Consider the following 22,323-nt stretch of genomic DNA (forward strand, 5'->3'; position numbering starts at 1 on the left):
TCCGGGGCACCGGACGGACCGCGCACGGTCACGCCACCGGCGTCAGCCAGTGCCGGTAGCGCGGATCGGCACCGGTCACGGCCGCCCGGTAGGCCTCCCGCAGCCGGCTCGTCACCGGGCCGGGCGCGGCGGGCAGGGCCCGGTCGTCCAGGGCGCGCACCGGGATGACGCCCGCCGCCGTACCGCAGACGAACAGCTCGTCCGCCGCGTACAGGTCCGAGCGCAGCAGGCTCTCCACCCGGGCCTCGATCCCCAGGTCACGGGCCAGGGTCAGCACGGTGTCCTGGGTGATGCCCTCCAGGGCACCCGCGCTCGACGGGGGAGTGCGCAGCACCCCGTCCCTGACCGCGAACACGTTCTCCCCGGTGCACTCGCTCACCGTGCCGTCCGGCCCGAGCAGCAGCGCCTCGTCGTAGCCCGCGTCGTTGGCCTCCCGGCGGGCGAGCACCGAGTTCAGGTACGGGCCGGTGGCCTTCGCGGCGGGCGGCACCGCGTTCGGGTCGTTCCGCCGCCAGCTGCTCGTCTTCAGCGTGATCCCGCCCTCCTCGTGCGGGAGTTGGCCCCGCCACTCCCAGCTCGCGATCGACACGTCGACCGGCGAGTGGCGCATGTCGATGCCCATCGTGCCGTAGCCGAGGAAGGCGAAGTGCCGCAGGTAGCAGTCCCGGTGGCCGTTGGTGCGCACCAGGTCCACCGTAGCTCTGGTCAAGTCGGCTACGTCGTAAGGGAGTTCCATCCTGATCATCCGGGCGCTGCGGTGCAGCCGGCGCAGGTGCTCGGGTAGCCGGAAGACCGCGGGGCCGTCCGCCGTCGCGAACACCCGGGTGCCCTCCAGCACCCCCGTGCCGTAGTGCAGGCCGTGCGCGAGGACGTGCACCCGGGCCTCCCGCCAGGGCACCAGGGCGCCGTTCCACCAGATCGTCGAAGCTTCGGGAAGAGCCATGCCGGACATCCTGCGGGCCGCGGGCGACCGGGTCAGCCCGCCGCGGCCGACCGCAACCGGCCATGTCCTGGAGCGGAAACGCCGTACCGGACAGCGGACTTCACCGCCGTACCGCCGCCGGGCCGCCGCCGTCTCGCGGAGCGGAAACCCCCGACCGGCCCCCGCCCGCCGTCACTAGGCTGCGCCGATGGAGAGCCCCACCGGCACCGACGCCACCCAGCTCTACGCCCGCCTGCTCACCGAACCCGGTCGCCCGCCCGAGACCCTCGGCCTCGACTGGGACGGCCGCAGGCTCGCCGCCGCCACTGCCGAGCTGCGCGCACTCGGCCTGCTCCAGCCGACCGCCGACCACCACCGGAACGAGGACTCCACCGGCACTGACTCCACCGGCACCACCGGCACCGCCGTCTCCGTCGACACCGCCGTACGCCAGCTCCTGCTCGACGCCGACACCCAGGTCACCGCCCTGGTCACCGCCCTGCGCCACGCCCGCGACTCCGTCGACCGGCTGCACACCGGCTACCTGCCCGTCCAGCAACGGCACCGCGCCGACACCGCACTCGAACTCGTCCGCGGCGCCGACCGGATCGCCGCCCTGCTGGAGGACGCCGCCCGCGGCGCCCGCACCGAGGCCCTCTCGCTGCGCCCCGGCCAGGACCTCTCCGGCCCCGCCCTGGCCGGCAAGCTCGCCCGCGAACGCCTCGCCCTCGCCCACGGCGCCGCCCTGCGCACCATCTACCCGGCCGCCGCGCTGCGCCGCCCCGCCGTGCTGGCGCACGTCCGGGAGCTGACCGGGGCCGGGGCCAGGATCAGGGCGGCGCACTCGCTGCCGCTCTGGCTGATCGTGGTGGACGCCCGGCTGGCGATCCTGCCCGCGCCCGGCGCCGGACCTGGCGGGGACGCTCCGGTCGCCGAGGCGGCGGTGGTGGTCCGCGAGCCGGCCCTGGTGGCCCTGGTGGCCGAGCTGTTCGAGTACTTCTGGTCGGCCGCCTGGACCCCGCCCGAACTCGGCCCCGGGGAAGCGGAGACGACCGATCGCCAGGTCGCGGTGCTGCGCCTGCTGGCGGCCGGGCAGACGGACGCCGCGATCGCCAGGAAGCTTGAGGTGTCGGAGCGCACGGTGCGCAGGCTGGTCGCCGAACTGACCGCCGGCCTGGGCGCGGAGAGCCGCTTCCAGGCCGGCGTGCACGCCGCTCGGCGCGGGTGGATCTAGGGTGTGTCTGATCAATTCCCGCCGGGTGCGCGACGCGCCCCCAGCCTTCGGCCGGGAGGTCCCCCTCCTCCGCCTTGCGATGCACGCACCCCAACGCCGCGCCCTGTTCCGACGCGAATTGTCAGACACACCCTGGGCCCTGGGTCAGCGCCGCCCGGGCACCGGCAGCCCGAGGTGGTCCCGCAGGGTGGGGCCGGTGTAGTCGGTGCGGAACACCCCGCGCTCCTGGAGCAGCGGCACCACCCGGTCGACGAACTCGTCCAGGCCGCCCGGGGTGAGGTGGGGGACGAGGATGAAGCCGTCGGCCGCGTCGTTCTGCACGAAGTGGTCGATCCGGGCGGCGACGGTCCCGGGCGAGCCGATGAAGGACTGCCGCCCGGTCACCTCGATCACCAGCTCGCGGCTGGTCAGCTTCTTCTCCGCGGCCACCGCGCGCCACTGTTCGGCGACGGTCACCGGGTCGGTGTGCCGCACCCGGCCCTGGACCAGGGCGCTGTCCGGGACGGGGTCGACGGACGGCAGCGGGCCGTCCGGGTCGTGGTCGGACAGGTCGACGCCCCAGACCTGCTCCAGGAAGGCGAGCGCGGTCTGCGGGCTGACCTGGGCCCGGCGGATCTCGTGGGCCCGTTCGGCCGCCTCGGTGTCGGTGTCGCCGAGCACGAAGGTGGCTCCGGGCATGATCTTCAGCTCGTCCGGCTTGCGCCCGTACGCGGCGAGCCGGCGCTTGACGTCGGCGTGGAAGGCCTGGCCGTCGGCGAGGGTGGAGTGCCGGGAGAAGACCACGTCGGCGGTGGCGGCGGCGAACTCCCGGCCCTCGTCGGAGTCGCCGGCCTGGATCACCACCGGGTGGCCCTGCGGCGGGCGGGGCAGCGAGAGCCGGCCCTCGACGTCGAACTGCGGCCCCGAGTGCCGGACGGGCTCCTCCCCGGCGTCCCAGAACTCCCGTGCCAGCTGCACGGATTCGGCGGCCCTGGTGTACCGGTCGGCGCGGTCCAGGTAGCCGCCGCGGCGGAAGTTCTCGCCGGTGAAGGCGTCCGAGGAGGTGACCACGTTCCAGGCCGCGCGCCCGCCGGAGAGGTGGTCCAGGGAGGCGAGGCGGCGGGCCAGTTCGTACGGCTCGTTGAAGGTCGCGTTGACGGTGGCGGCCAGTCCGAGCCGCTCGGTGACGGCGGCCAGCGCGTTCAGCACGGTGATCGACTCGGGACGGCCGACCACGTCCAGATCGTGGATGAGGCCCTTGGTCTCGCGCAGCCGCAGGCCCTCGGCGAGGAAGAAGAAGTCGAACTTCCCGCGCTCGGCGGTCTGCGCGAGGTGGCGGAAGGAGCCGAACTCGATGTGGCTGCCGGCGGCCGGGTCGCTCCACACCGTGGTGTTGTTGACGCCGGGGAAGTGCGCGGCGAGGTGGATCTGCTTGAGCGGTCGGTCCGTCATCGGGTCACCTCGGCGAGGGCGGGGGCGGTGGTGGAAGGGGCACCGGTGGACAGGTCGCCGGTGGCAGGGGCACCGGTGGAGGCGTCGGCGGGGCGGGCGGCGTAGCGGCTGGCCGGGCGGGCCAGGCCGAGGTGGTCGCGCAGGGTGCGGCCGGGGTAGCCGGTGCGCAGCAGTCCGGCGGCGCGCAGGGCCGGGGCGATCCGGTCGGCCAGCGCGGCCAGGTCGCGCAGCGGGTCGGCGGGGGTGAGGTGGAAGCCGTCGACGCCGGTGCCGGTCGCGGTGAGTTCGGCGAGCAGCCGCTCGTCGGCGGCCCGGTCGGGCAGGGCGGACAGTGAGGCGTCGAGCCGGGCGAGGACGCGCAGGTTCTCGCCGGCCCGCAGCCGCAGTTCGGTGGCGGCGGTCAGCCGGGTGGCACGGTCGGGGGCGTCGAGCAGCACGACGTCGGCGTGCCGGATGGCGGCGGCGACCCGGGCACGCCCGCCGGGGGAGGCGTCCGGTGTGAGGTCCGCGGCGGTGACCGGCACCGTGACGACCGGGCGGCCCTGCGGCGGGCGCGGGGTGATGGACGGCCCGCGGACCGAGAAGTGCGGGCCCGCGAAGTCGACGTAGTGCAGCTTGTCGCGGTCGACGAACCGTCCGGTGGCGGTGTCGCGGATCTCCGCGTCGTCCTCCCAGCTGTCCCAGAGCCGGGCGGCCACCTCGACGGCGTCGGCGGCCTCGGCCCACAGCTCGTCCTCGGCGGCGGCCGGCTTGCGGCCGAAGGCCCGCGCCTCGGCCTCGGTCGTGGAGACGCCGACCAGCCAGCCGGCCCGGCCCTCGCTCGCCCAGTCCAGGGTGTTGACCGAGATCGAGGTGTGGAAGGGCTCGGTGTGGGTGGTGGTGACGGTCGGCACCAGCCCGACCCGGCCGGTCAGCGGGGCGATCCGGGCGAGGGTGGCGAGGGCGTCGGGGCGGTGCGGCTCGGCGGCGAAGGAGTCGTCGAGGGTGACGAAGTCCAGGGTGGCCCGTTCGGCGTGGCGGGCGAGGGCGGCGTAGTGCCCGGCGTCGAGACGGCCGGGGCTGTCGAGGGCTGCGGACAGGTGCAACTGGCGGGGCATGGTGAGCCTGACTTCCTCGTGCGGACGCGTGCGGGCGACCGGCGCGGCCGTGCGGAGACGGCCGCGCGGGGGCACGCCGGAGCGCGGTGGTGGCCCGCGGGCGGAGCCTGCGTGGGCGGGGCCCGTGCGGGCGGGGGGAGGGAAGGACCGGCGCCGGGCGGGTCGTCAGCCGGGCGGCGGTGGGGGAACGGTCAGCTCAGCCGCGACACGCCGCGGACCACACGCGACCGAAGTCGATGTGGCTGCGGGTGACCAGCGGGCACGAGGCGTTCACCGCTTCAGTTGACCAGGGCGTCCGTCGGTTCGTCAACCGGCTTTCCCGACCGCCCGGAGTGCCCCGGGGCACGCATGGGGCGGGCCCGGTACGCGCGGGGCGGGCCCGGGTACGCGGAAGGCCCCGCCCCGCCGCTGGGGGAGCAGCGGCGGGGCGGGGCCTTCGAGGCGTGGTGGTGACGCGGGCGTCAGGCCTTGGTGACGTCCTCGATCTCGTCGTCGTCCTCGCGACCGGGGGTCTTGAGGTTGAACTTGGTGATCGCGAAGCGGAACAGGAAGTAGTAGACCGCGGCGAAGGCCAGGCCGAGCGGGATGATGATCCACGGGTTGGTGGCCTTCGTCCAGGCCAGCGCGTAGTCGATCAGGCCGCCGGAGAAGGTGAAGCCGACGTGTGCGCCGAGCGCCCAGGTCAGGGCCATCGAGAGGCCGGTCAGCACCGCGTGGATGACGTACAGGACCGGGGCGATGAAGACGAAGGCGAACTCGATCGGCTCGGTGACACCGGTCACGAAGGAGGTCAGGGCCAGCGACATCATCATGCCGGTGACGGCCTTGCGGCGGTGCGGCTTGGCGGCGTGGGCGATGGCCAGCGCGGCGGCGGGCAGCGCGAACATCATGATCGGGTAGAAGCCCGTCATGAACTGTCCGGCGGTCGGGTCGCCGGCGAAGAAGCGGGTCAGGTCGCCGTGCACGACGGTGCCGTCGGGCTTGGTGAAGTCACCGGTCTGGAACCAGGCGTAGGAGTTCACGAACTGGTGCATGCCGACCGGCAGCAGACCGCGGTTGACCAGGCCGAAGGCACCCGCACCGAGCGCGCCGGCGCTGATCAGGCTGTCGTTCAGGCTCTTGATGACGTCGCCGATCGGGCCCCAGGCCAGACCGAAGAAGACGCCGACGGCGGTGCCGACGAAGGCCATGATGATCGGGACCAGGCGGCGGCCGTTGAAGAAGCCGAGCCAGTCGACCAGCCTGGTGCGGTGGTACTTCTGCCACAGCACCGCGGCCAGCAGGCCTATGACGATGCCGCCGAGCACACCCGGGTTCTGGTAGGTGGCGGGTTCGTCCTTGCCGGGGAGGATCTTGTACTCGGTGATCGGGAACGCGGTGAGCACGTTCTTGTACACCAGGTAGCCGACCAGCGCGGCGAGGGCGGTGGAGCCGTCCGCCTTCTTCGCGTAGCCGATCGCGATACCCACCGCGAAGAGCATCGGCAGCGCGTCGAAGACCGAGGTGCCGGCGGTGTTGAACACCGCGGCGACCTTGTCCCAGCCGAGGCCGTCCTTGCCGAACACGTCGTCCTGGCCGAGACGCATCAGCAGGCCGGCCGCGGGGAGCACGGCGATGGGCAGCTGGAGGCTGCGACCGATCTTCTGCAGACCCTGGAGGAGGCTCTGGCCGAACTTCTTGGCGGGGCTTGGCGGGGCCGGAGCCGTGGCGGGCGCCGGTGCCTGCTCAGACTGACTCATGGGGGTGGGTTCCTTACGGCATGGCGGTCGGTCGGGGGGAGGCACAGGGGGCCAACCGCGAACTGGTCTACACCACACGTGGTGTAGACCAGTTTTGTAGCACGGGTGGAGAAGTCGAGGAACCCCGGAAAGCGCTGTCGCCGGGAAGCGCTATGAAATCGAAACCTACATACCGGCGGCGATCATGGCCGCCGGTCACCATTGGATTTTGGCCGGTCACGCAACAAAACCGATTTTGGCTAATCGCGCAACAAAAGCACACCCGGTCCTGCCAGGGGAGTTGGGCCGGGGCCGCCCCCCTGTGAAAAAAGCCGATGGCCCCCGGACCGGTGGGTCCGGAGGCCAATGCGGGGATAACCCCGGTGACGCTCGGTTTCAGGCCTTGGTGACGTCCTCCACCTCTGCTTCGTCCTCCCGACCCGGTGTTTTCAGATCGAATTTGACGATGATGAACCGGAAGAGCGCGTAGTACACGGCGGCGAAGCAGAGCCCGATCGGGATGATCAGCCACGGTTTGGTGGCCAGTCCCCAGTTGATCACGTAGTCGATCAGGCCGGCCGAGAAGCTGAACCCGTCGTGCACCCCGAGCCCCCAGGTCACCGCCATCGAGGCGCCGGTCAGCAGCGCGTGCACGGCGTACAGGGCCGGGGCGATGTAGGCGAAGGAGTACTCGAGCGGCTCGGTGACACCGGTGACGAAGGAGGTCAGGCCGACCGAGAGCATCAGGCCGTAGATCTCCTTGCGCCGGTGCGGCTTCGCCGCGTGCGCCATGGCGAGGGCGGCGGCCGGGAGCGCGAACATCATGATCGGGAAGAAGCCGGTCTGGAACTGGCCGGCGGTCGGGTCGCCCGCCAGGAAGCGCGGGATGTCGCCGTGCACGATCGTGCCGTCCGGCTTGTCGAACGACCCGAACTGGAACCAGACGAAGGTGTTCAGCAGCTGGTGCATGCCGATCAGCAGCAGCGCGCGGTTGAACACGCCGAAGATGCCGGCGCCGCCCGCGCCGAGGTCGGAGAGGTTCTGCGAGAAGTCGTTCAGGCCGCGCCCGATCGGCGGCCAGACCCACAGCGCCAGCACGGCGATGACCAGGCCCACCAGGGCGGTGACCATCGGCACCAGGCGGCGGCCGTTGAAGAAGCCGAGCCAGTCGACCAGCCTGGTGCGGTGGAGCCGGACCCACAGCCAGGCCGACAGCAGGCCGATCAGGATGCCGCCCAGCACGCCCGGGTTCTGGTACGTCGCGGCGGCGATCTTCGCCGACGAGTAGCTCACGCACTGGCCGGTCCAGGCGTCCGGGGCCAGGGTCGTTCCCGCCGGGCAGCTCTCCGGGAAGGCGTGCAGGACCTTGTAGTAGACGAGGAAGCCGACCACGGCGGCCAGCGCCGTGGAGCCGTCCGCCTTCTTCGCCATGCCGATCGCGACGCCGACGCAGAACAGCAGCGGCAGGCCGAAGGAGGAGTCGAGCAGCGCGCCGCCCGCCGAGGCGAACACCTTCGCGACGTTGTCCCAGCCCAGCCCGTCCTTGCCGAACACGTCCGGCTGGCCGAGCCGGTTGAGGATGCCCGCGGCGGGGAGCACCGCCACCGGCAGCTGCAGGGAGCGGCCCATCTTCTGGAGGCCGCCGTAGAAGGTGTGCCACCACGTGGTCTGCGGGGTCGTGGCGCCTGCCGAACTCATCCTTCGCCCTCCGGGAGCAGTTGCCGACCCGGGGGCCCCCGCGGGACCCTCGGGCGGAGCCCGGGAACACCCGGGGTCCCTGCCTGCGTTCATCGGGGTACACCTATATTGGTGTAGACCACTTGGACGCAGGCCGAACCCCGGAGGAGCCGGCCCCGCTGATCGTCATCCTCGGGCGACGACCGGGAGCCCGCCCGCCGGGATGGGCCGAAAGTGGACTAACGTGGCAAATCGGACCGGCACGGGTGATGCTGGTCGCGCTGCTCGCCAGCACGACCGCCGCTGAATCCGCATCAGCCACCGGCACGGACCTCACCGCCCGACGGTCGAGGGACAACAACCCCAGCACCAGCGCAGGACGGCACCCGGCAGAGCCGCCGAAGGGCCGAGTACAGAGGGAGAAATCAGATGGCCAGCAAGGCTGAGAAGATCGTCGCCGGTCTGGGCGGCATCGACAACATCGAAGAGGTCGAGGGCTGCATCACCCGCCTGCGCACCGAGGTCAAGGACGCCTCCCTGGTCGACGAGGCCGCCCTCAAGGCCGCCGGCGCCCACGGCGTCGTCAAGATGGGCACCGCGATCCAGGTCGTCATCGGCACCGACGCCGACCCGATCGCCGCCGACATCGAGGACATGATGTGAGCTGAGCCACCCAGGTTCAGCCCGCCCGGCCCGCCGACCCGCTCAGGGGGACAGCGGGCCGCGGCGCATCCCGAGCGGCCCCCGCGACGCCATCCGGACGCGGCCCCGGAGCGCCATCCGGACGCAGCCCCCGAGCGACTACGCTCAGTGCCTATGTCACGCATCGACGGCCGCACCCCCGAACAGCTCCGCCCGATCACCATCGAACGGGGCTGGAGCAAGCACGCCGAAGGCTCCGTCCTCATCTCCTACGGCGACACCAAGGTGCTGTGCACCGCCAGCGTCACCGAGGGCGTGCCCCGCTGGCGCAAGGGCAGCGGCGAGGGCTGGGTCACCGCCGAGTACTCCATGCTCCCGCGCGCCACCAACACCCGCGGCGACCGCGAAGCCGTCAAGGGCCGCATCGGCGGCCGCACCCACGAGATCAGCCGGCTCATCGGCCGCTCGCTGCGCGCCGTGGTCGACCACCGTGCGCTCGCCGAGAACACCATCGTCCTCGACTGCGACGTCCTCCAGGCCGACGGCGGCACCCGCACCGCCGCCATCACCGGCGCCTACGTCGCCCTGGTCGACGCCGTCGCCTGGGCCCGCGACAAGAAGCTGCTGCGCGCCAAGGGCCAGCCGATCACCGGCGGCGTCAGCGCCGTCAGCGTCGGCATCATCGACGGCGCCCCGATGCTCGACCTCAGGTACGAGGAGGACGTGCGCGCCGAGACCGACATGAACATCGTCTGCACCGCCGACGGCCGCTTCGTCGAGGTCCAGGGCACCGCCGAGGGCGCCCCGTTCGACCGCGACCTGCTCAACCGGCTGCTCGACCTCGGCAGCCTCGGCTGCGCGGAGCTCGACGAGATCCAGCGCAAGGCCCTGGAGGGCTGAACCGGCGCGGGCCCCGCAGCCGTGGACCCGGTCGGACGCACGTTCAGACCGCGGGCGCGGACGGCCGTTCGGGCCGCGCCCGCACACCGGTACGGGCCACGGTCCGGACACCCGTACGGGCCACGACGTGAACGGCCCGCCGAACGGTCGGCCTGCTGTACAGGCCGGGCCCGGAGACCGTACGGTTCCCGCAGCACTCCCGCTGCGGGAACCGCGCACCTCCCGGCGCGCGTCTCCCACCACGGAACCCGCGCCCCACAGGAGGACCGGATGCCGTCCAGCATCGCCCGCCCCGCCGCCCTCGCCGTGGCCGGACTGATCGCGATCCTCCCGCTCAGCATGGTGAGCTGCTCCGCCGCCCAGAAGGCGCTCGACTGCGGCAACACCGCCGTGAAGCTCACCGGGGACATCGCCGACGTCACCAAGGCCTACGACAACGCGAGCAACGACTCGGCCGCAGCCGGACAGGCCCTGCAGAAGCTCAAGAACGACCTCGACCAGGTCGGGAAGAACTCCAAGAACACCGACGTCGCCAAGGCCGTGACCGACCTCAGGAAGCAGGTCGAGAACGTGCAGCACGCCGCCGACAGGAACGAGGTCCCCGACCTCAAGCCGCTCGGCGACGCGGCCGGCAACCTCACCTCGGTCTGCACCGGCTGACCGTTCCCGGCCTCTCGGTAGGGTGGGCGATATGTCCACCCGTCTGATCCTCGCCACCCGTAACCAGCACAAGGTCACCGAGCTCCGCGCCATCCTGGCGGACGCCGGCCTGGACGTCGAACTCATCGGCGCCGACGCCTACCCGGAGATCCCGGACGTCCCCGAGACCGGCGTCACCTTCGCCGAGAACGCCCTGCTCAAGGCCCACGCCCTGGCCCGCGCCACCGGCCTGCCCGCCGTCGCCGACGACTCCGGCCTCTGCGTGGACGTGCTGAACGGCGCACCCGGCATCTTCTCCGCCCGCTGGTCCGGCAGGCACGGCGACGACCGCGCCAACCTCGACCTGCTGCTCGCCCAGCTCTCCGACATCGCCGAGCCGCACCGCGGCGCCCACTTCTTCTGCGCCGCCGCCCTCGCCCTCCCCGACGGCACCGAGCGCGTCGTCGAGGGCCGCCTCCTCGGCACCCTGCGCACCGCCCCGGCCGGCGACGGCGGCTTCGGCTACGACCCGATCCTCCAGCCCCTCGGCGAGACCCGCACCTGCGCGGAGCTCACGGCCGACGAGAAGAACGCCATCAGCCACCGCGGCAAGGCCTTCCGCGCCCTCGCCCCGGTGGTCAAGGACCTCCTGGCCTGATGTCCTGTCCGATGGGGACGCCGAAGGCCCGCCCCGAGATCACTCTCGGGGCGGGCCTTCGATTTCAAGGCTAGTGCGGCCTGAGGGACTCGAACCCTCACGGGATTTCTCCCATGGGCACCTAAAGCCCAGGCGTCTGCCAATTCCGCCAAGGCCGCATGGCGACCAGTCTAGGGCTTTGCCGGGCAAGGGGACAGCGAGTTCGGCCGTGGCCCCGCCGGTGCCGCGTCCCGGTTCCCCGGCCGTGGGGGTGCGGCGCCCCCCGGGTCGACGGGGAAGTGCCAGGAGGGGGTTTTCGGCCACGGGATGACCGGTTGTCACGGGCTCCCGACCTGTGATGTTTGGTTGTTGATTACCAATTGGTACAGACCTATTGACCTATGTGGTTCAGACCACATAGCTTCTGCGCCAATTGCAATCCCCCACGCACGTGCTCCCCCACAGGCACGCGCAGACACTCTCTCCTGGAGGACCGAGTGTTGATCCGAAACACGGCGGAGCGGCGTCCCACCGCCGCCGACCGCCGGAAGAGCCCTGCGGCGCGGGCCGGTGTGGCCTCGCTCGCGGCGGCCTCGCTGGCCGGACTGCTGATGGCGACGCTGGGTGCGGCGCCCTCGCAGGCTTCGGCGGCCGTCGACAACGCGGCCTGTCGGCCGGACGGCCTGTACCAGACCGCCGGCGTGGACGTCCCGTACTGCTCCGTCTACGACACCAGCGGGCGCGAGAAGATGGGCGCGGACCACCAGCGCCGCATCATCGGCTACTTCACCGGCTGGCGCACCGGCAAGAACGGTGACGCGCCGTACCTGGTGAGTGACATCCCCTGGGACAAGGTCACCCACCTCAACTACGCCTTCGGCCACGTCGGCGGCGACAACAAGCTCTCGGTCGGCACCGACGGCCCGACCAACGAGGCCACCGGGATCTCCTTCCCCGGCGTCCCCGGTGCCGAGCTGGACCCGAGCCTGCCGTACAAGGGTCACTTCAACCTGCTGACGAAGTACAAGAAGCAGTACCCGAACGTCAAGACCATGATCTCGGTGGGCGGTTGGACCGAGACCGGCGGCTACTTCGGGGACGACGGCAAGCGCGTCAACTCCGGCGGCTTCTACTCGATGACCGTCAACCCGGACGGCAGCGTCAACCAGGCCGGCATCGACACCTTCGCCGCCTCGTCGGTCGACTTCGTCCGCAAGTACGGCTTCAACGGCGTCGACGTCGACTACGAGTACCCGACCTCGATGAAGGACGCCGGCAACCCGCTGGACTGGCAGCTCGCCAACTCCAAGCGCGGCTCGCTGGCCAAGGGCTACGCGGCGCTGATGAAGACCCTGCGCGAGAGCCTGGACAAGGCGGGCGCCGCCGACGGCAAGCACTACCTGCTGTCGGTCGCGGCCCCGTCCTCGGGCTACCTGCTGCGCGGCATGGAGACCTTCCAGGTGGCCAAGTACCTGGACTACGTCAACATCATGTCGTACGACCTGCACGGCGCCTGGAACAAGTACGTCGGCCCGAACGCCTCGCTGTTCGACGACGGCAAGGACGGCGAGCTGGCCTCCGCCAACGTCTACGGCACCGGTCAGTACGGCGGCATCGGCTACCTGAACGCCGACTGGTCGTACCACTACTTCCGCGGCTCGATGCCGGGCGGCCGGATCAACGTCGGCCTGCCGTACTACACCCGCGGGTTCAAGAACGTCCAGGGCGGCACCAACGGCCTCTGGGGCACCGCCTCGGCGACCACCTGCCCGGTCGGCTCCGGCCTGACCGCCTGCGGTGACGGCGCGGTCGGCATCGACAACATCTGGAACGACAAGGACGACGCGGGCAAGGAGTCCCCGGCCGGGTCGAACCCGATGTGGCACGCGAAGAACCTGGAGAAGGGCATCCTGCCCGACTACCTGTCCAAGTACGGCGTGTCGGACACCGCGCTCCAGGGCACCTACACCCGCAACTACAGCTCCACCCTGGTGGCGCCGTGGCTGTGGAACGACACCAAGAAGGTCTTCCTCTCCACCGAGGACGAGCAGTCGGTGGGCGCCAAGGCGGACTACATCGTCAACCAGGGCGCCGGCGGCGCGATGATCTGGGAGCTCGCGGGCGACTACAAGTGGGACGCCACCGCCAACGGCGGCAAGGGCCAGTACGTGCCCGGCAACACGCTGACCTCGCTGATGTACGACAAGTTCAAGGCGTCGACCCCGTACGGTGCGATCCGTTCGACGGTCGCGCTGCCGCAGCAGACCCTGCCGATCGACGTGTCGTTCAACAACTTCGCGCTGGGCGACTCGAACTACCCGATCAACCCGAAGCTGCACATCGTCAACAACTCGACGCTGACCCTGCCGGGCGGCACCGAGTTCCAGTTCGACTACGGCAACTCGGCCCCGGGCAACGCCAAGGACCAGTCCGGCTTCGGCCTCCAGGTCATCAAGCAGGACAACCCGGGCCCGGGCAACGTGGGCGGCCTGAAGGGCAACTACAACCGGGTGTCGGTCAAGCTGCCGGGCTGGCAGTCGCTGGCGCCGGGCGCCTCGATCGACATGGACTTCGTCTACTACCTGCCGGTGTCCACCCCGTCGAACTGGACGGTCAACGTGGGCGGCACGCTGTACGGGATCAAGGGCGACCTGACCCGCGGCGCGGTGGACGGCGGTACGCCGACCCCGACCCCGACCCCCACGGTGACGCCGACGGTCACGCCGACCGTGACCCCGACCGTCACCCCCACGGTGACGCCCACGGTCACGCCGACCGTGACCCCGACCTCGGGCACCTGCGCGGCCGCCCCGAGCTGGGACGCGGGCACCACCTACGCGACCCCCACCAAGGTCTCGTGGAAGGGCCACTACTACCAGAACAAGTGGTGGACCAAGGGCGACGACCCCTCCGCCAGCGGTTCGTGGGGTGTCTGGAGCGACCTCGGGGCCTGCTGATCAGATGATCAGGATGGTCCGCTGAGGTGATGGACGGCGGTGGCGGTGCACCCGGTCGGGGGGTGTGCCGCCACCGCTTCGTCGTTCCCGGGCCGGGCCCCGGAGCCGGATTCAGGCCCCGGCACCAGGTCCTGGACTCACGCCCTGGGTTCAGGCCCCGACCTTGAGGTCGCGCAGCAGCTTGGCGACGTGGCCGGTGGCCCGCACGTTGTAGAACGCGTGCTCGACCTTGCCCTGCTCGTCCACGACGATCGTGGAGCGGATCACGCCGAGGTAGGTGCGGCCGTAGTTCTGCTTCTCACCGAAGGCGGCGTACGCCTCCAGCGCCGTCTTGTCCGGGTCGGACAGCAGGGTGACCTTGAGGTTCTCGGCCTCGCGGAACTTGCCGAGCTTCTCCGGCTTGTCCGGGGAGATGCCGATGACGTCGTAGCCGGCGTCCGCGAGGACCTCCAGGTTGTCGGTGAAGTCGCAGGCCTGCTTGGTGCATCCGGGGGTCAGGGCGGCCGGGTAGAAGTAGACGATGACCTTGCGGCCCGCGTGGTCGGCGAGGGACACCTGGTTGCCGTCGGCGTCGGACAGGCTGAAGGCGGGCGCGGTGTCGCCGGGCTGGAGGCGCTCAGTCACGGTCGTACTCTCCTGGATGCTGGGACGGACGGTCGTACCACGGCAAACTTACCTCCGATGGTGGGTGGGGCCGCGCGACCGTGTTCGGCAGCTGACACACTGGGTCAGTCGCACCGATCGCACGGATCGGACGGAACAACATCGGCAAGTGAATGGGGTGGCCCGAGTGGGCGAGGCGAGCACGCAGGACAGGTCGGTGCGGACGACCGTCCAGATCGAGGCGGACATCGAGCGGACGCGTGACCGGCTGGCGTCGACCCTGGACGAGCTGGCCGTCCGCGTCCACCCGAGCACCATCTCCGCCCAGGTCAAGGCCAAGGCGGCGGCCGCCGTCGAGGAGAAGACCGCCCGGGTCTACGTGGCCGCCAGCGGCGTGGTGGAGAAGGTCAGGGCGCAGTTCGTGGACGAGCAGGGGCAGCCGCGCCGCGAGCGGGTCGTCCCGGCCGCGCTGGTCGGCGTGGGCCTGGTGCTGCTGGTCGCCTCGGCCCGCAAGCGCCGCAAGGGCTGAGTGCGGCAGGACGGAGAGGCCGGGCGCCATCGGGCGGCCGGCCTTTCGCGTGCCCGGCCTTCCGCGTGCCCGGCCTTCCGCATGTCGGGACTTCCGGACGTGCGGCCTTCCGCATGCCGGGCCAGCGTCACGCGCCGTGCCGGGGGGACGGTACCTTCGGGACCGTGAGTACGAACGACGAACCGACCCGCCCCGACCACCAGCAGGAGGTCCTCCGTCACGACCGGCTCGGCGAGAAGCTGCCGATCCGGATGCTGCACGACCGCGTGCTGGTGCGCATCGAGGGCAGCGAGGGCGAGCGCCGCTCGACCGGCGGCATCCTGATCCCTGCGACCGCGGAGCTGTCCAAGCGCTGCACCTGGGCCGAGGCCGTCGCGGTGGGCCAGAGCGTGCGCGCGGTGGAGCCGGGGGACCGGGTGCTGTACGACCCGGAGGACAAGCTGGAGGTCGAGGTCCGCGGCGCCACCTACGTGCTGCTGCGCGAGCGTGACCTGCACGCCGTCGCCGCGGCCCGCTTCGGCGACACGGAGGGCTCGACCGGACTGTACCTGTGACGGCGGAGCGGCTGCGCTTCTTCTTCTTCTTCGAGTCCGGTCCGGTCGGCCCGGGCCGGGCGGTGGTGGACCGGTTCCGGGCGTTGTCGGCGGCACGGGCTAGGGTCCCGGCATGAGCGTGCCGGTGATCGGTGATGAGGAGCGTCGCGCCCGGTTGGGGCGGCGGCAGTTGTTGGCGCCGTCGGTGCGGGCGGCGCGGGTGGAGGCCGTGGCCGACGCGGTGGTCGGGCTGCACGCGACGGACGCGGCCACGGTGTACCTGTCGGCCTGCGCGCGGCTGGCGGAGCCCTCGGCGGCGGAGGTGGACCGGGCGCTGTACGAGGACGTCTCGCTGGTGAAACTGCTGTCGATGCGGCGGACGATCTTCGCGGTGACGGAGGGCCTCGCCCCGTACGTGAGTTCGGCGGCGGCGCGGGCGATCGCGGCCAAGGAGCGGGCGACGCTGCTGAAGCACCTGCGGGACCACGCCGAGGGCTGGGACGAGGCCAGGCTGGCGGAGACCGAGCGTGAGGTGCTGGCCGCGCTGGCCCGGCGAGGTGAGGCGACGGCCAGGGAACTGTCCGAGGACGTACCGCAGTTGCGCGAGACGATGCTGATGTCGGCGGGCAAGGCGTACGAGGCGAGGCAGAGCGTGGGCAGCCGGCTGCTGCGGCTGCTGGCCTCGGACGGGCACCTGCGCCGCTGCCGTCCGCGGGGTTCGTGGCTGAGCAGCAGCTATCCGTGGGCGCTGGTGCCGCAGTGGCCCGAGGTGCCGGTGCGGGAGGCCAGGGCCGAGGTGGTGCGGCGCTGGCTGGCGGCGTACGGGCCGGCGACGGTCGAGGACGTGAAGTGGTGGACGGGCTGGACGCTGAGGGACGTCCGCGGGGCGCTGGCGGACCTCGGGGCGCGGGACGTGGCACTGGCCGGCGGGGCGGCGGCGCTGGTGCTGCCGGGGGACGAGGGGCCGGTGGCGGAGCCCGAGCCGTGGGCGGCGCTGCTGCCCGCGCTGGACCCGGCGGTGATGGGCTGGCGTGGGCGGGACTGGTACCTGCGGCCGGAGGACGTGCCGGCGCTGTTCGACCGGGCGGGCAACGCCGGGCCGACGGTGTGGTGGTGCGGCGAGGTGGTGGGCGGCTGGGCGCAGCGGGCCGACGGCGAGCTGGTGTGGCGGCTGTTCCGGGATGTCGGGGCGCAGGCCGAGGGGGCCGTGGCGGCTGAGGCGCGGCGGTTGGCGGGCTGGTTGGGGGAGGTGCGGGTGACGCCGCGGTTCCGGACTCCGCTGGAGCGCGAACTGGTGCGGTAGCGGGCGGTGTTGGGGCCGGGGCCTGCGCTAGTGCGGGGTGCCGGGCGGGGTCGCCAGGTGGGTGGGGGGCCCGCCGGTGGTGCTGGGGAGGGCGGTGGGCCTGGTGGGCTGGGGCCGGCTGGGTTGGGGGGTGGTGCTGGGCTGTTCCGGTTCGGTGGTGGGCTTGGGGGCCTGCGGGCTGGGGGTGGTCGGGCGCGGCTCGGGTTCGCCGGTGGCGGCGGGGGCGCTGGGCGCGTCGTGGGTGGCGGGTGCGTGGGTGGGGGGCGGCGTGCCCGGGGCCGGCTCGGCGGCGGTGGGTGCGCCGCCGGTGGCCGGGGTGGTGGGGGTGGTGGTCGCGCTGGGGGTGGTGCTGACGGGGGCGGTGGGCCAGGTGGTGTCGCCGGGCTCGCCGTTGGCGGTCTGGAGGTCGAAGTCCTGGGCGGGGGTGCCGTCGAGGGCGGCGGTCATGTAAGCGGTCCAGATCCGGGTGGGGAAGGCGCCGCCGTTGATCCGGGCGAGTCCGGCGGTGCCGGCCAGGGGTTCCTTGGCGTGGGTCTTCGGGTGTTCCCTGAACAGGCCGACGGTGGTGGCGAGTTCGGGGGTGTAGCCGGCGAACCAGGCGGAGAGGTTGGAGTCGGTGGTGCCGGTCTTCCCGGCGGCCGGGCGGCCGAGGTCGAGGGCGGCGGCGCCGGTGCCGCGGGGGCTGATGACGCCGCGCAGCACGTCGGTGACGGAGTCGGCGATGCCGCGGCCGATGGCGTCGGTGGGGTTGTGCTCCGGCAGTTCGGGGACGTCGACGGTGCCGCCGGGGGTGGCGCGTTCGAGGGTGAGGACGGACCAGGGGGTGCGGGCCTGGCCGTGGTCCGCGAGGGTGGCGTAGGCGCCGGCCAGGTCGATGGCGCTGGGGGTGGCGGTGCCGAGGGTCATGGAGGTGTTGGCCGGGTCCATGCCGCGGACGCTGTCGGGGATGCCGAGTCTGACGGCCGTCTCCCGGACGCGGGCGAGTCCGGCGTCCACGCCCTCCTGCGCGTACACGGAGTTGACGGATTTCACCATGGCCTGGCGCAGGGTGATGCTGCCGTAGTCGATGTCGTCCTCGTTGGGCGGCGCGTACGGGGTGGGGCCGCCGGTGACGGGGCGTTCGCTGGTGCCGTCGTAGCGGGACTCGGTGGTGATCGGGCGGCCGTCGACGGTGTGCTGGGCGAGGAGTCCGGCGGCGAGGTCGATCGGCTTGAAGGTGGAGCCGATCTGGTTGTCCTGGCGCAGTGCGTCGTTGTAGGGCTGTTTGGCGTAGTCGGGGCCACCGTAGACGGCGACGACCCGGCCGGTGGCGGGTTCGACGGAGGCGCCGGCGACCCGGACGTCGGTGTCGGTGTCGGGGCGGGCCCGGGGGTCGAGTTCGCTGGTGAGCTGCTCCTGGACGGCTTGGGCGAAGGCGTCCTGGCGGGGTTTGTCGAAGGTGGTGGTGATGCGCCAGCCGCCGGCCTTGAGGGTGGCGGCGTCGAGGGTGCCGGAGGAGATGAGGTAGTCGTCGGCGACGCCGACGAGGTAGCCGGCCTGGCCGGACAGGCCGGTGGCGGGCTGGGGGTCGAGCGGTTCGGGGAAGGTGGTGGCGTCGCGGTCGGCGGGGGCGAGGAAGCCGAGCTGGACCATGCCGTCCAGGGTGTGGTGCCAGCGGGCGAGGGCCTTCTCGCGGTTGGCGGGGGTGGCGGTCCTGACGTCGTAGAGGCTGGGGGCCTGGAGCAGGGCGGCGAGGTAGGCGCCCTGGCCGAGGGTGAGCTGGGCGGCGTCGACGCCGTAGTAGGCGTGGGCGGCGCTCTGGATGCCGTAGGCGCCGCGGCCGAAGTAGCTGCTGTTGAGGTAGCCGGCGAGGATCTCGCGCTTGTCGCGCTGCTGGTCGACCTTGAGCGCGATGAGCAGTTCGCGGCCCTTGCGCTCGATGGTGCGGTCCTGGGTGAGGTAGTAGTTCTTGACGTACTGCTGGGTGATGGTGGAGCCGCCCTGCGTGCCCTTGCCGAGCAGGGTGTTCCAGCCGGCCCGGATCATGCCCTTCAGGTCGATGCCGCGGTTCTGGTAGAAGGTGCGGTCCTCGGCGGAGACGACGGCCTGTTGGGTCTGGAGCGGGATCCGGTCGATGGTGACGTCGGTGCGGTTGACGGCGCCGGTGCGGGCGATCTCGGTGGTGCCGTCGGCGTAGAGGTAGATGTTGTTCTGGGCGACGGCGTGGGCGTTGGGATCGGGCACCGGGACGACGGCGTAGAGCGCGGCGAAGCCGCCGACGGCGAGCAGGAGCAGCGCGGTGAGGGTGCCGAGGGTGATCCGCCAGGTGGGCAGGGCCCGGCGCCAGAGCGGGAGGGCGCGGCGGGCCTCGCGGCGGGCGGCCCGTTTGGCCTGGCGTCGGCTGCTCAAGGTCATGCCGAGATTATCTGCTATTTGACGGGCGATCAGGCCGGATAAACCGGGTGCGGGGGGTGTGGGCCGGAGGTACGGTGAAAGGTGAGAACCGCATAGCGCACCCACTTCCGCAGCTCCGCCCGTCCGGCCCGGCACCCCCGGGTGCGGCCGGTCGGGGCCGTTGGGGCGTGCGCGGATGCCGTGGGGCACTCCCCTCTGCTCCTGTTTGTCGATAAGGAGACAATATGCTCTACGCCGCCGTCACCCGCGGCGCCTTCCGCCGCTACTCCACCTACCGGGCCGCCACCGTGGCCGGCACCTTCACCAACACCGTCTTCGGCGTCATCCTCGCCTACACCTTCCTCGCCCTCTGGCAGGCCCGTCCCGGCCTCGGCGGCTACGACCAGAGCCAGGCCGTCACCTACATCTGGGTCAGCCAGAGCCTGCTGGTCACCGTCGCGGTCTGGGGCGGCGGTTTCCAAGACGACCTCCAGGACCGCTTCCGCAGCGGGGACATCGCCGTCGACCTCTACCGTCCGGTCGACTTCCAGTGCTGGTGGCTGGCCTCCGACCTCGGCCGGGCCGGCTTCCAGGCGCTGGTCCGCGGCACCGTGCCGATGCTGATCGGTGCGCTGGTGTTTCACCTCCGGATGCCCGAGCACCCGCTGACCTGGGGATTCTTCCTGCTCTCCGCGCTGCTCGCGGTGGTGGTCAGCTTCGGGCTGCGCTTCCTGGTCTCGATCACCGGCTTCTGGCTGAACGACTCGGAGGGCATCCGCTCGGTGATGCTGGTGGTCTCGATGTTCTTCTCCGGGATGCTGCTGCCGATCGCGCTGTTCCCCGGATGGCTCGGCGACCTCGGCGGGGTGCTGCCCTGGGCGGCCCTGGTGAAGGTCCCCAGCGACGTCTTCCTGGAACGTGCGAGCGGCACCGGCCTGCTCGGCGCGTTCGGCTTCCAGCTCGGCTGGGCGGCCGTGCTGCTCGCCGCCGGGCGGGGTGCCCAGTGGCTGGCGACCCGCAAGGTGGTGGTCCAGGGTGGCTGAGCAGCTCGTACGGGAGCCGTACGCTCCCGGGCCCCTCGGCCCGGAGCCCTTCGTGCGGGAGCGGTTCGGGCCCCGCGCCGCCTGGGCGGTGCGCTCCTGGTGGCTCTGCGCCCGGATGTGGATGCGCTCGATGATGGCCTACCGGGCCTCCTTCGCGCTGAACCTGGTGGCCAGCCTGGTCTCCCACTCCCTGGACTTCGTGGTGCTGGTGATCATGTTCCGGCACACCGACCGGCTCGGCGGCTGGACCCTGCCGGAGACCGCCTTCCTGTACGGCACCGCGACCTTCTCGCTCGGCGCCGCCAACCTGCTGGTCGGCTCGGCCGAAGGACTCGGCGCGCGGATCGTCAGCGGCTCGCTGGACACCATGCTGATCCGGCCCGCCCCCGCGCTCTCCCAGCTGTGCGCCGAACGCTTCACGCTGCGCCGGCTCGGCCGCCCGCTCCAGGCCGTCGCGGTGCTGGCCTGGTCGCTGGCCGCCCTGGACGTGCACTGGACCTGGGACCGGGTGCTGATGGTGCCCGTCATGCTGGTCTGCGGCACCGTCATCTTCGGCGCGGTCTACGTCGGCGGCGCCACCGTCCAGTTCTGGTGGGGCGAGTCCAAGGAGATCCAGAACTCCTTCACTTACGGCGGCGCGACCCTGCTGCACTACCCGCCGACCGTCTTCGCCAAGGAACTGGTCGCAGGGGTGGTCTTCGGCGTCCCGCTGGCCTTCGTCAACTGGCTGCCCGCACTGCACGTCCTCGGCCGGACCGACCCGCTCGGCCTGCCCGTCGCCTTCCGGTTCGCCTCCCCGGCCGCCGCCGCGCTCTGCCTCCTCGCCGCCGGGCTCGCCTGGCGCGCCGGGCTGCGCGCCTATCGCGGCACCGGCAGCTGAACCACTCCAGCCCCCAGAAGGAGCTCCCATGGCACTGATCGAACTCGACGACGTCCACCGCGACTTCACCGTACGGGCCCGCACCGGCCGGTTCCGCCGGGTCAAACGCGAGGTCCGCGCGGTCGACGGGCTCAGCTTCACCGTCGACGCCGGAGAGTGCGTCGGCTACATCGGGCCCAACGGGGCCGGCAAGTCCACCACCGTCAAGATGCTCACCGGCATCCTCGTCCCCAGCTCCGGACGGCTGCGGGTGGCCGGGGTCGACCCGGCCCGCGAACGCGTCGCGCTGGCCCGCAGGATCGGCGTCGTGTTCGGCCAGCGCACCACCCTCTGGTGGGACCTGCCGCTGTGCGACTCCTTCGAACTCGCCCGCCGGATCTACCGCATCCCCGACGCCAGGTACCGCGAGAACCTCGACCGCTGCGTCGAACTGCTCGACCTCGGCGGCCTGCTGGACACCCCGGTGCGCCAGCTCTCGCTCGGCCAGCGGATGCGCGGCGACCTCGCCGCGGCGCTGCTGCACGACCCCAGGGTGCTCTACCTGGACGAGCCGACCATCGGCCTGGACGTGGTCAGCAAGGGCCGGGTGCGCGAGTTCCTGCGCGAGGTCAACCGCGACCGGGGCACCACCGTGCTGCTCACCACCCACGACCTCACCGACATCGAGCAGCTCTGCGGCCGGGTGATGGTGATCGACCACGGCCGGGTGGTGTACGACGGCGGGCTGGACGGCCTGCACGCCGACGGCCGCAGCGAGCGGACCCTGGTGGTGGACCTCGCCGAGGCCGGGCCCCCGATCGAGGTGCCGGGGGCGCGGGTCAGCAGGGTCGACGGGCCGCGCCAGTGGCTGGCCTTCCCGGCCGAGGAGAGTGCCGCGCCGATCGTGGCCGCCGTGGCGGCGCGGTACCCGCTGGTGGACCTGTCGGTGCGCGAGCCGGCCATCGAGGACGTGATCGCCCGGATGTACGCGCGGGTCGCGATCGGCTGACGGGCCGGCCCGTCGGCGTTCCGTTCCCCGGGCTCCGCGCGTCCGCCCCCGGTCGTCGCGCGGCCCGTCGGCCTGTCGCCTCCCGGTCGCCGCGTGTCCGTGCGGCGACCGGGAGCGTGTTCTGTTCCCCGTCGCCGGTGCGGGTGACGGTCGTGACCCGGCGCCCTCACCGCGAGTTGGCCAGTCGTCACTCACCGAAACCGAATCCGGAGGCCCG

Annotated in this window: 19 protein-coding genes and 1 tRNA gene; 12 read left to right on the top strand and 8 right to left on the bottom strand. The window is 72.1% G+C overall.

What is annotated here, in order from left to right; translation table 11 throughout:
• Nucleotides 1–28 precede the first annotated feature (28 nt).
• The gene (locus tag ACIQOW_RS32065; protein WP_401090863.1) at nt 29–943 is read right to left on the bottom strand and encodes a branched-chain amino acid transaminase; all 915 of its coding nucleotides are present in this window, start codon (nt 941–943) and stop codon (nt 29–31) included.
• Between the two features lie 187 nt (nt 944–1,130).
• On the opposite strand from ACIQOW_RS32065, the gene ACIQOW_RS32070 reads away from it, so the two are divergent.
• Nucleotides 1,131–2,156, top strand: a complete 1,026-nt coding sequence (locus tag ACIQOW_RS32070) for a response regulator transcription factor (protein WP_401090865.1) — start codon at nt 1,131–1,133, stop codon at nt 2,154–2,156.
• 144 nt (nt 2,157–2,300) lie between these two features.
• On the opposite strand, the gene ACIQOW_RS32075 is transcribed toward ACIQOW_RS32070, so the two are convergent.
• The 4 genes from ACIQOW_RS32075 to ACIQOW_RS32090 form a co-directional block, all read right to left on the bottom strand.
• Nucleotides 2,301–3,587 (bottom strand): LLM class flavin-dependent oxidoreductase, encoded by a 1,287-nt coding sequence (locus ACIQOW_RS32075; RefSeq protein ID WP_401090867.1) that lies wholly within the window; start codon nt 3,585–3,587, stop codon nt 2,301–2,303.
• The gene (locus ACIQOW_RS32080) at nt 3,584–4,684 is read right to left on the bottom strand and encodes an LLM class flavin-dependent oxidoreductase (protein ID WP_401090869.1); all 1,101 of its coding nucleotides are present in this window, start codon (nt 4,682–4,684) and stop codon (nt 3,584–3,586) included. The genes ACIQOW_RS32075 and ACIQOW_RS32080 overlap by 4 nt, the downstream gene beginning before the upstream one ends.
• 461 nt (nt 4,685–5,145) lie before the next feature.
• Nucleotides 5,146–6,423: a PTS transporter subunit EIIC gene (locus tag ACIQOW_RS32085; RefSeq protein WP_401090871.1), complete on the bottom strand. Its 1,278-nt coding sequence runs from the start codon at nt 6,421–6,423 to the stop codon at nt 5,146–5,148.
• A gap of 375 nt (nt 6,424–6,798) precedes the next feature.
• Nucleotides 6,799–8,100 carry a PTS transporter subunit EIIC gene (locus ACIQOW_RS32090; protein WP_401090873.1) on the bottom strand — a complete coding sequence of 434 codons (1,302 nt, stop codon included), beginning with the start codon at nt 8,098–8,100 and terminating at the stop codon, nt 6,799–6,801.
• 408 nt (nt 8,101–8,508) lie between these two features.
• On the opposite strand from ACIQOW_RS32090, the gene ACIQOW_RS32095 reads away from it, so the two are divergent.
• The 4 genes from ACIQOW_RS32095 (at nt 8,509) to rdgB (ending at nt 10,918) form a co-directional block, all read left to right on the top strand.
• On the top strand, nt 8,509–8,742 hold the full coding sequence (locus tag ACIQOW_RS32095) for a glucose PTS transporter subunit EIIB (protein WP_030060521.1): 234 nt from the start codon (nt 8,509–8,511) through the stop codon (nt 8,740–8,742).
• A gap of 153 nt (nt 8,743–8,895) precedes the next feature.
• Entirely contained in the window at nt 8,896–9,621 is a 726-nt protein-coding gene (rph, locus tag ACIQOW_RS32100) for a ribonuclease PH (protein WP_188296696.1), read from the top strand.
• 270 nt (nt 9,622–9,891) lie between these two features.
• Nucleotides 9,892–10,281, top strand: a complete 390-nt coding sequence (locus tag ACIQOW_RS32105) for a hypothetical protein (protein WP_401090875.1) — start codon at nt 9,892–9,894, stop codon at nt 10,279–10,281.
• 31 nt (nt 10,282–10,312) lie between these two features.
• Complete coding sequence (rdgB, locus tag ACIQOW_RS32110; protein ID WP_401090877.1) at nt 10,313–10,918, top strand: RdgB/HAM1 family non-canonical purine NTP pyrophosphatase; 606 nt, start codon at nt 10,313–10,315, stop codon at nt 10,916–10,918.
• A gap of 74 nt (nt 10,919–10,992) precedes the next feature.
• On the opposite strand, the gene ACIQOW_RS32115 is transcribed toward rdgB, so the two are convergent.
• Nucleotides 10,993–11,076 (bottom strand) — tRNA-Leu (locus ACIQOW_RS32115).
• A gap of 432 nt (nt 11,077–11,508) precedes the next feature.
• Between ACIQOW_RS32115 and ACIQOW_RS32120 the strand changes: the two genes are divergently transcribed.
• Nucleotides 11,509–13,854 (top strand): chitinase C-terminal domain-containing protein, encoded by a 2,346-nt coding sequence (locus tag ACIQOW_RS32120; protein WP_401090954.1) that lies wholly within the window; start codon nt 11,509–11,511, stop codon nt 13,852–13,854.
• A 150-nt stretch (nt 13,855–14,004) separates the two neighbouring features.
• Here the strand turns inward: ACIQOW_RS32120 and bcp are convergent, their stop codons facing one another.
• Nucleotides 14,005–14,478 carry a thioredoxin-dependent thiol peroxidase gene (bcp, locus tag ACIQOW_RS32125; protein ID WP_188296692.1) on the bottom strand — a complete coding sequence of 158 codons (474 nt, stop codon included), beginning with the start codon at nt 14,476–14,478 and terminating at the stop codon, nt 14,005–14,007.
• 196 nt (nt 14,479–14,674) lie between these two features.
• On the opposite strand from bcp, the gene ACIQOW_RS32130 reads away from it, so the two are divergent.
• The 3 genes from ACIQOW_RS32130 (at nt 14,675) to ACIQOW_RS32140 (ending at nt 16,822) form a co-directional block, all read left to right on the top strand.
• Entirely contained in the window at nt 14,675–14,986 is a 312-nt protein-coding gene (locus tag ACIQOW_RS32130) for a DUF3618 domain-containing protein (RefSeq protein ID WP_401090879.1), read from the top strand.
• 251 nt (nt 14,987–15,237) lie between these two features.
• Nucleotides 15,238–15,540: a co-chaperone GroES gene (locus ACIQOW_RS32135; RefSeq protein ID WP_188296708.1), complete on the top strand. Its 303-nt coding sequence runs from the start codon at nt 15,238–15,240 to the stop codon at nt 15,538–15,540.
• Nucleotides 15,541–15,652: 112 nt separating this feature from the next.
• Nucleotides 15,653–16,822: a winged helix DNA-binding domain-containing protein gene (locus ACIQOW_RS32140; RefSeq protein ID WP_401090881.1), complete on the top strand. Its 1,170-nt coding sequence runs from the start codon at nt 15,653–15,655 to the stop codon at nt 16,820–16,822.
• A gap of 27 nt (nt 16,823–16,849) precedes the next feature.
• Here ACIQOW_RS32140 and ACIQOW_RS32145 read toward each other — a convergent pair whose 3' ends face one another.
• The gene (locus ACIQOW_RS32145; protein WP_401090883.1) at nt 16,850–19,216 is read right to left on the bottom strand and encodes a transglycosylase domain-containing protein; all 2,367 of its coding nucleotides are present in this window, start codon (nt 19,214–19,216) and stop codon (nt 16,850–16,852) included.
• Nucleotides 19,217–19,440: 224 nt separating this feature from the next.
• On the opposite strand from ACIQOW_RS32145, the gene ACIQOW_RS32150 reads away from it, so the two are divergent.
• Genes ACIQOW_RS32150 through ACIQOW_RS32160 form a run of 3 tightly spaced genes read left to right on the top strand, consistent with a single transcriptional unit; the run spans nt 19,441 to nt 22,106 of the window.
• Complete coding sequence (locus tag ACIQOW_RS32150; protein WP_188296687.1) at nt 19,441–20,238, top strand: ABC-2 family transporter protein; 798 nt, start codon at nt 19,441–19,443, stop codon at nt 20,236–20,238.
• Nucleotides 20,231–21,118 carry an ABC transporter permease gene (locus tag ACIQOW_RS32155; protein WP_401090885.1) on the top strand — a complete coding sequence of 296 codons (888 nt, stop codon included), beginning with the start codon at nt 20,231–20,233 and terminating at the stop codon, nt 21,116–21,118. Before ACIQOW_RS32150 ends, ACIQOW_RS32155 begins: the two co-directional genes overlap by 8 nt.
• A gap of 28 nt (nt 21,119–21,146) precedes the next feature.
• The gene (locus ACIQOW_RS32160; protein WP_401090887.1) at nt 21,147–22,106 is read left to right on the top strand and encodes an ATP-binding cassette domain-containing protein; all 960 of its coding nucleotides are present in this window, start codon (nt 21,147–21,149) and stop codon (nt 22,104–22,106) included.
• The last annotated feature ends 217 nt before the right edge of the window (nt 22,107–22,323 follow it).

This window comes from Kitasatospora sp. NPDC091335 (assembly GCF_044757205.1).
In the GTDB taxonomy this organism is placed as follows: domain Bacteria; phylum Actinomycetota; class Actinomycetes; order Streptomycetales; family Streptomycetaceae; genus Kitasatospora.

Coding starts and splice junctions, on each gene's coding strand:
- ACIQOW_RS32065 (WP_401090863.1), bottom strand. CDS start 943: ATGGCTCTTCCCGAAGCTTCGACGATCTGGTGGAACGGCGCCCTGGTG.
- ACIQOW_RS32070 (WP_401090865.1), top strand. CDS start 1,131: ATGGAGAGCCCCACCGGCACCGACGCCACCCAGCTCTACGCCCGCCTG.
- ACIQOW_RS32075 (WP_401090867.1), bottom strand. CDS start 3,587: ATGACGGACCGACCGCTCAAGCAGATCCACCTCGCCGCGCACTTCCCC.
- ACIQOW_RS32080 (WP_401090869.1), bottom strand. CDS start 4,684: ATGCCCCGCCAGTTGCACCTGTCCGCAGCCCTCGACAGCCCCGGCCGT.
- ACIQOW_RS32085 (WP_401090871.1), bottom strand. CDS start 6,423: ATGAGTCAGTCTGAGCAGGCACCGGCGCCCGCCACGGCTCCGGCCCCG.
- ACIQOW_RS32090 (WP_401090873.1), bottom strand. CDS start 8,100: ATGAGTTCGGCAGGCGCCACGACCCCGCAGACCACGTGGTGGCACACC.
- ACIQOW_RS32095 (WP_030060521.1), top strand. CDS start 8,509: ATGGCCAGCAAGGCTGAGAAGATCGTCGCCGGTCTGGGCGGCATCGAC.
- rph (WP_188296696.1), top strand. CDS start 8,896: ATGTCACGCATCGACGGCCGCACCCCCGAACAGCTCCGCCCGATCACC.
- ACIQOW_RS32105 (WP_401090875.1), top strand. CDS start 9,892: ATGCCGTCCAGCATCGCCCGCCCCGCCGCCCTCGCCGTGGCCGGACTG.
- rdgB (WP_401090877.1), top strand. CDS start 10,313: ATGTCCACCCGTCTGATCCTCGCCACCCGTAACCAGCACAAGGTCACC.
- ACIQOW_RS32120 (WP_401090954.1), top strand. CDS start 11,509: ATGGCGACGCTGGGTGCGGCGCCCTCGCAGGCTTCGGCGGCCGTCGAC.
- ACIQOW_RS32135 (WP_188296708.1), top strand. CDS start 15,238: ATGCTGCACGACCGCGTGCTGGTGCGCATCGAGGGCAGCGAGGGCGAG.
- ACIQOW_RS32140 (WP_401090881.1), top strand. CDS start 15,653: ATGAGCGTGCCGGTGATCGGTGATGAGGAGCGTCGCGCCCGGTTGGGG.
- ACIQOW_RS32145 (WP_401090883.1), bottom strand. CDS start 19,216: ATGACCTTGAGCAGCCGACGCCAGGCCAAACGGGCCGCCCGCCGCGAG.
- ACIQOW_RS32150 (WP_188296687.1), top strand. CDS start 19,441: ATGCTCTACGCCGCCGTCACCCGCGGCGCCTTCCGCCGCTACTCCACC.
- ACIQOW_RS32160 (WP_401090887.1), top strand. CDS start 21,147: ATGGCACTGATCGAACTCGACGACGTCCACCGCGACTTCACCGTACGG.